We start from the raw sequence: 5,737 nt of genomic DNA on the forward strand, positions 1-5,737 counted from the left end.
GATCAAGAGTTGGCGGTACTTGCAGACGCCTTAACAGCAACCGGGGCGGCGGCTAGAGGCGGCGCAACCCCGCGAGCACCCGCTCCAGCAACGCACCGTCCGGACGCTCCTCGCCGTACGACGACGCGGTGCGGTGCACGTCGATCAGCCCGTGCGACGCCATGTCGCCGAGCAGCACCTTCGTGACGCCCAACGGCAGGTGGCGCAGAGACGCGATCTCCGCCACCGACCGCGGCGACTGGCACAGCGCGAGCACGTCGTGGTGCTCGGGCCGCACCGCGGTCGCCGAGCGCTCGTTCACCGAGACCAGCGTCTCGATCTCCAGGTGCACCTCGGACGTGGTGCGGCCACCGGTCCACGCGTAGGCGCGCACGATGGATGCCGACGACTCGATGGACGGCAACGGCGGCACCGGCTCGAACGGCAGCGTCGCGTACGGGTCCGGCTCGGGCGGGGGCTCCGCGGCACGCGTGGCCTTCTTCTTGCCGCGCTTGCGGATCCGCGCGCTGTCGAAGCTGAAACCGCTGACCAGGTCGCCGAAGCTGACCTGCTCCTCAGACTCCCCGTTCATGCCAGCTCGGCCCGCAGTTCCGGCGTGAGCAGCTGGCCCACCTGCCGCACGACGACGGTCATCTCGTACGCGACCTGCGCGACGTCGCACGAGTTCGACGCCAGCACCGCGAGCACCGAGCCGTCGCTGATCGACGACAGCAGCATCACGCCGCGGTCCATCTGCACGACCGTGCGGACGACCGACTCACCCGCGAAGCACTGGGACGCCGACTCCGCGAGCGACACCACGCCGGCCACGATCGCCGCGAACTGCGGTGCGACGTGCTGCGGAAGCTTCGACGACGAGATCAACACCAACCCGTCGGCCGAGATCACCACGGCGTGCTCGATGCCGGGTGTTCTGTCGGCGAAGTTGGTGACCAGCCAGCCGAACTGGTCCACCTGCGTGCTCATCGACTCTCCTGCCGGTCGGGAAGGCCTCGCTGCACGCCGCGCTGGAAGGCGTCGAGGAAGCCCCGGGCCGACTCAGGCGACTGGCGTGCTGGTGCGGGAGGAGGCGGCGGAGCGCCAGCGGGTGACTCGAACCACGACGCCGTAGCTTGCGCTGACTCCGGTTCCATCGCCGGGCCGGACATCATCGGCCGCGCCGGCTGCTGCTGGTGCTCTGTCGCTTCCCCTCGGAAAGACTCCCAGGACTCTTCGCGTCGTGGTGCCAGTTCCGCCGGAACCAACACGATCGCGCGAGTCCCCTTGCCTTGTTGAGCATCGAGACGTACCACGATCTGGTGGCGTGCGGCGAGCCTTCCGACGACGAAAAGTCCCATTTCGCGGAAGACCTGGACCTCCACGCCCTCACCCGCGGCCTCCAGCCGCCGGTTCACCACGGCCAGCGCCTCGGGGTCGATGCCGATGCCGTGGTCGACCACGTCGATCTGCACGATGTCGCCTGCCTCGATCGACGCGCTGATCGAGACCTGGGTGTGCGGCGGCGAGAAAGCCGTTGCGTTGTCAAGAAGTTCGGCGAGCAGTCGCACGAGGTCGCTTGCCACATAACCGACTACTTCGGCATTCGGCGCCGTGTGCACCATCACCCGTTGGTATTGCTCGATCTCGGCCGCCGCCGCGCGCAGCACGTCGGTGAGCGGGATCGGGCGGTGGAACCTGCGGGCCACGTCGCCGCCGGAAAGCACCATCAGGTTCTCGTTGTTGCGGCGCATGCGGGTGGCGAGGTGGTCGAGCTTGAAGAGGTTCGCGAGCTGGTCCGGGTCCTCCTCGTACTTCTCCAGCTCCTCCATCAGCTTGAGCTGGCGTTCGACGAGGCTCTGGCTGCGCCGCGAGAGGTTCACGAAGATGTTGCGCATGTTCGCGCGCATGCCGGCCTGCTCGATGACCGACTTGACGGCCTGCTTGTGCACCGCGTCGAACGCGCGCGCCACCTGGCCGAACTCCTCGGTCGTGTCGACCGGCACCGGGTCGATCTCCGTGCTGCCGCGACCGGTCGCGACCATTTCGGGAAGTTTGTGCCACGCCACCTCGAGTGCGGAGCGGCGCAGGGCGTTCAAAGATCGCAGCAGGTAACGGCCGACGACGAACCCGATGGTGCCGGCCAGGATCAGGCTGGCGAACAGGATCGCGGACGCCGCACCGGCCTGGTCGCTGGTCTCGTCGCGCAGGCGGTTCGCGGTGTCGCGCAGGTCGTTCTGCAGGCCCGTCACCACGCCGTCGAGCGACGTCGCGACCGCTCCGGAGGCCTTGCTCCAGTCCGAGGCCGCGATGGGCAACGGCTTGGGCCTGGCCGTACCGGTGCCGGTGCTGGGCGCGTCGGAGGTCGGGTGCAGCACCGCGGTGGCGAGCATCTTGCGCTGCGCCTCGATGTCCGGCCCGTTGAAGAACGACCAGTACGAGCTCAGCTGCTCCGGCGTCGCGAGTGCCGCGAACTGGCCGGCGATGTAGCCGAGCTTGACGTTCGACTCGACGAGCGAGCGCACCTCGGCCGTGACGAGCTGGCCGCGGGTGAGCCCGGACAGCACGACCGCCTGCTGGTAGAGGACCTGCTCCTGCACGTGCAGCGCGTGGTGCAGGCCCATCGCCGTGCGGGACAGGGCCGCGTCGCCGAACTCGCTGGCGAGCACCTCGTCCACGTCGAGCATCGACTCGGTGAGGGAGGTGTACTCCTTGATCACGCCCGGCACGTCGCCGGTCTTCTCGCGCAGCGCGGGCAGACCACCGATGCGGGACTTGACGTCGTCCATGCGGGCCGTGACGACCTGCGACAGCGAGGTCTTCGCGACTTGGGCGCGCAACGCGGTTCGAGCGTCGTCGGTGCGCTTGATCTGTTCCTGGAGCGCCTGCGGGCCGGAGCCCTCCGCGACGATCCGCCGTTCCGCCTGCACGCCCTCGATCACGGGGATCAGCGCCGAACGGACCTTCACCAGCCGCTGGAGTGCCGCGTAGGACTCGGCGCGTTCCATGTGCGAATGGATCTGCAGTACGCCGGCGCCCACCGCGATGAAGACCGGAACGATCAACACCGCGGCGAGCTTCACCGGCAGGCGCCAGTTGCGCCAGTTGACGAGCGAGTTGAACATCAGACGAAGAGCTTGGCCGCGTTCAGGAAGAGCCGGTACAGGCCGTAGGCGAGCGGGATGCCCACCCACAACCACGCGCCGATCAGCAACAAGCGCTGGGAGTTCACTTGCTCACCACGCCTTCCACGTCGTCGGAGTCCGCAGCCTCGGCCTCTGCGACGTCCGCCGCCTCGGCCTCGTTCCACTTGGCGACCGTGGCCTCGTCGTCCGTCTTCGGCGCGGGCTTGTCGGGCTCGCCAGAAATCTCTTCAGCCGGCTTGGGCTCGTGGAACTTCGGGTTCACCGGTCGAACCAGCTCGTTCGCCACGAAACCAACGACCAGCAGCGAGATCATGATGTAGAACGACGTGGCGTACAAGTCGGGACCGGTGTGGCCCGCCTTCTTGCCCGCGTCCGCGATGGCGTTGACGATCAGCGGCCCGAGGACACCGGCGACCGACCACGCGGTCAGCAGGCGGCCGTGGATCGCGCCGACCTGGTAGGTGCCGAACAGGTCGCGCAGGTAGGCCGGAATCGTGGCGAAGCCGCCGCCGTAGAACGACAGGATCACCATCGCCGCGACCACGAACAGCGGGGTGCTGGTCGGGCCGAGGGTCAGCAGCACCAGGTAGAGCAGCGCGCCGGCACCGAGGTAGACGCGGTAGATGTTCTTGCGGCCCACGATGTCCGAAGTGGACGACCAGACGAACCGGCCGGCCATGTTCGCGGCGCTGAGCAGCGCCACGAAACCGGTGGCGGCGGTCGCGAGGACCGGCGTCGACGACTCCTTGAAGAAGTCGACCAGCATCGGCGCGGCCTTCTCCAGGATGCCGATGCCCGCGGTGACGTTGAAGCACAGCACCACCCAGAGCAGCCAGAACTGCGGCGTCTTGATCGCGTTGTTCGCCGAGACGTTGAACGCGACGGTGGCCTTCGGCTTGTCCTTGAGCAGCGCCGCCTTCTCCTCCGTGAACTCCTTGGAGGGCAGGCGGATGAGCAGGACGCCGACGCTCATGAAGATCGCGTAGACGATGCCGTGGATGAGGAAGGCCTTGCCGATGCCCGACGTCGAGGTGTTGCCGAACGCGGTCAGCATCGAGGTCGACCAGGGTGACGCGATCAACGCTCCGCCGCCGAAGCCCATGATCGCGATGCCGGTCGCCATGCCCGGCCGGTCGGGGAACCACTTGATCAGCGTCGAGACCGGCGAGATGTAGCCGATGCCGAGGCCGATGCCGCCGATCAGGCCGTAGCCCACGACGACGACCCAGTACATGCCCGCCCACACGCCGACCGCCGAGATCAGCAGACCGGAGCAGAAGGCCAGCAGCGACATGAACATCGCCCAGCGCGGCCCCTTGCGCTCCACGGTCGTGCCGAGCACCGCGGCCGAGAGCCCGAGCATCACGATGCCGAGCTGGAAGGGCAGAGCCGACTGCGTTCCCGTGATACCGAGAGATTTCTCCAGAGGCGTCTTGAAGACGCTCCAGGCGTAGGCCTGACCAATGGAGAGATGAATCGCCAGTGCTGCGGGCGGAACGAGCCAGCGGTTCCATCCGGGAGGCGCGACTGTGCGTTCGCGCGCTAAGAACCCCACTTTATCCCCAACCGTCACCAAAAACGCGGACCGAACGATCCTAGGCCAGGTGTACACGTGCGACAACGGTCTGGACCTGTCCGTCCGATGTTGCATACGACGCAACTTCGGGGGCTACTCCAGGTCAAGATCACTGAGGTATCCTCGCGTCCGGCCATTTGAGACGAATGCAGTGTCCGGTTTTGCCCGGTTCCCGGCACTCAGGCACGTTGACTGCACACGTGAGAGCGCTACAGTGGTCGCCGCACAGCGAGGGGCGGGGGTACATGACCAAGGCGATGTGGTCGCCTGGCGAAACGCAACACGAGCATCGGGAAATCCGGGGTTTCGCGTCGTTCGACGACCCCGAGTCTTTGTCGTACGTGGATTCGAACGGCAAACCGAACTTCGCGTTGATTCAGCAGACCGACGAATTCCGCGCCCTGCGCCGCCGGCTCACGACGTTCATCTTCCCGATGACCGCTTTGTTCCTCGCGTCCTACCTGACGTTCGTGCTGCTGTCCGCTTATGCGCACGAGCTCGTCAGCACCAAGGTAATCGGTGTGATCAACCTCGGGATCCTGCTGGGACTCGGGCAGTTCGTCACGTCGATACTCATCACGCTCGGTTATGCCCGTTACGCAAAGCGACGGCTGGACCCGCAGCGCAAATTGCTCGCAGAGAAGACAGGCGTCGAGGAGTAAGGCATGCCCACCACCGGCAACCCGGTGCTGAACCTCAGCGTCTTCGCGGTGTTCGTCCTGATCACCCTCTACATCGTGTACCGCGCGTCGAGCCGCAACGTGACGGCGTCGGACTACTACGCGGCGGGCAGCTCGTTCACCGGCGCGCAGAACGGCGTCGCGCTGTCCGGTGACTTCCTGTCGGCCGCGTCGTTCCTCGGCATCTCCGGCGGTATCGCGGCGCACGGCTACGACGGCTTCCTGTACTCCGTCGGCTGGGTCGTGGCGTGGCTCGTCGGCCTGCTGCTGATCGCCGAGGGCCTGCGCAACACCGGCCGCTTCACCGTCGGCGACGTGCTGGCGTTCCGGATGAAGCAGCGCCCGGTCCGCGCGGCCGC

At 67.1% G+C, this 5,737-nt stretch carries 7 protein-coding genes; 2 read left to right on the forward strand and 5 right to left on the reverse strand.

Going from position 1 to position 5,737, the window contains the following annotated elements:
• Positions 1–52: 52 nt before the first annotated feature.
• The 5 genes from UK23_RS37495 to UK23_RS37510 are packed head-to-tail and all read right to left on the reverse strand — an operon-like array spanning position 53 to position 4,677.
• A complete protein-coding gene (locus tag UK23_RS37495; RefSeq protein ID WP_052685402.1) occupies positions 53–571 on the reverse strand; it encodes a DUF742 domain-containing protein in 519 nt (172 codons plus the stop codon).
• Positions 568–966, reverse strand: a complete 399-nt coding sequence (locus UK23_RS37500; protein ID WP_045316521.1) for a roadblock/LC7 domain-containing protein — start codon at positions 964–966, stop codon at positions 568–570. The genes UK23_RS37495 and UK23_RS37500 overlap by 4 nt, the downstream gene beginning before the upstream one ends.
• Complete coding sequence (locus UK23_RS37505; protein ID WP_045316522.1) at positions 963–3,101, reverse strand: nitrate- and nitrite sensing domain-containing protein; 2,139 nt, start codon at positions 3,099–3,101, stop codon at positions 963–965. The genes UK23_RS37500 and UK23_RS37505 overlap by 4 nt, the downstream gene beginning before the upstream one ends.
• The gene (locus UK23_RS55170; RefSeq protein WP_419503918.1) at positions 3,101–3,208 is read right to left on the reverse strand and encodes an MFS transporter small subunit; all 108 of its coding nucleotides are present in this window, start codon (positions 3,206–3,208) and stop codon (positions 3,101–3,103) included. Before UK23_RS55170 ends, UK23_RS37505 begins: the two co-directional genes overlap by 1 nt.
• Positions 3,205–4,677: an OFA family MFS transporter gene (locus UK23_RS37510; protein ID WP_231114852.1), complete on the reverse strand. Its 1,473-nt coding sequence runs from the start codon at positions 4,675–4,677 to the stop codon at positions 3,205–3,207. The genes UK23_RS55170 and UK23_RS37510 overlap by 4 nt, the downstream gene beginning before the upstream one ends.
• Positions 4,678–4,943: 266 nt before the next feature.
• On the opposite strand from UK23_RS37510, the gene UK23_RS37515 reads away from it, so the two are divergent.
• Positions 4,944–5,360 carry a DUF485 domain-containing protein gene (locus UK23_RS37515; RefSeq protein ID WP_045316523.1) on the forward strand — a complete coding sequence of 139 codons (417 nt, stop codon included), beginning with the start codon at positions 4,944–4,946 and terminating at the stop codon, positions 5,358–5,360.
• Between the two features lie 3 nt (positions 5,361–5,363).
• Positions 5,364–5,737: sodium:solute symporter family transporter (locus UK23_RS37520; protein ID WP_045316524.1), on the forward strand; the 374-nt coding region annotated here is incomplete at its 3' end.

It is taken from the genome of Lentzea aerocolonigenes, from assembly GCF_000955955.1.
Taxonomy (GTDB): domain Bacteria; phylum Actinomycetota; class Actinomycetes; order Mycobacteriales; family Pseudonocardiaceae; genus Lentzea; species Lentzea aerocolonigenes_A.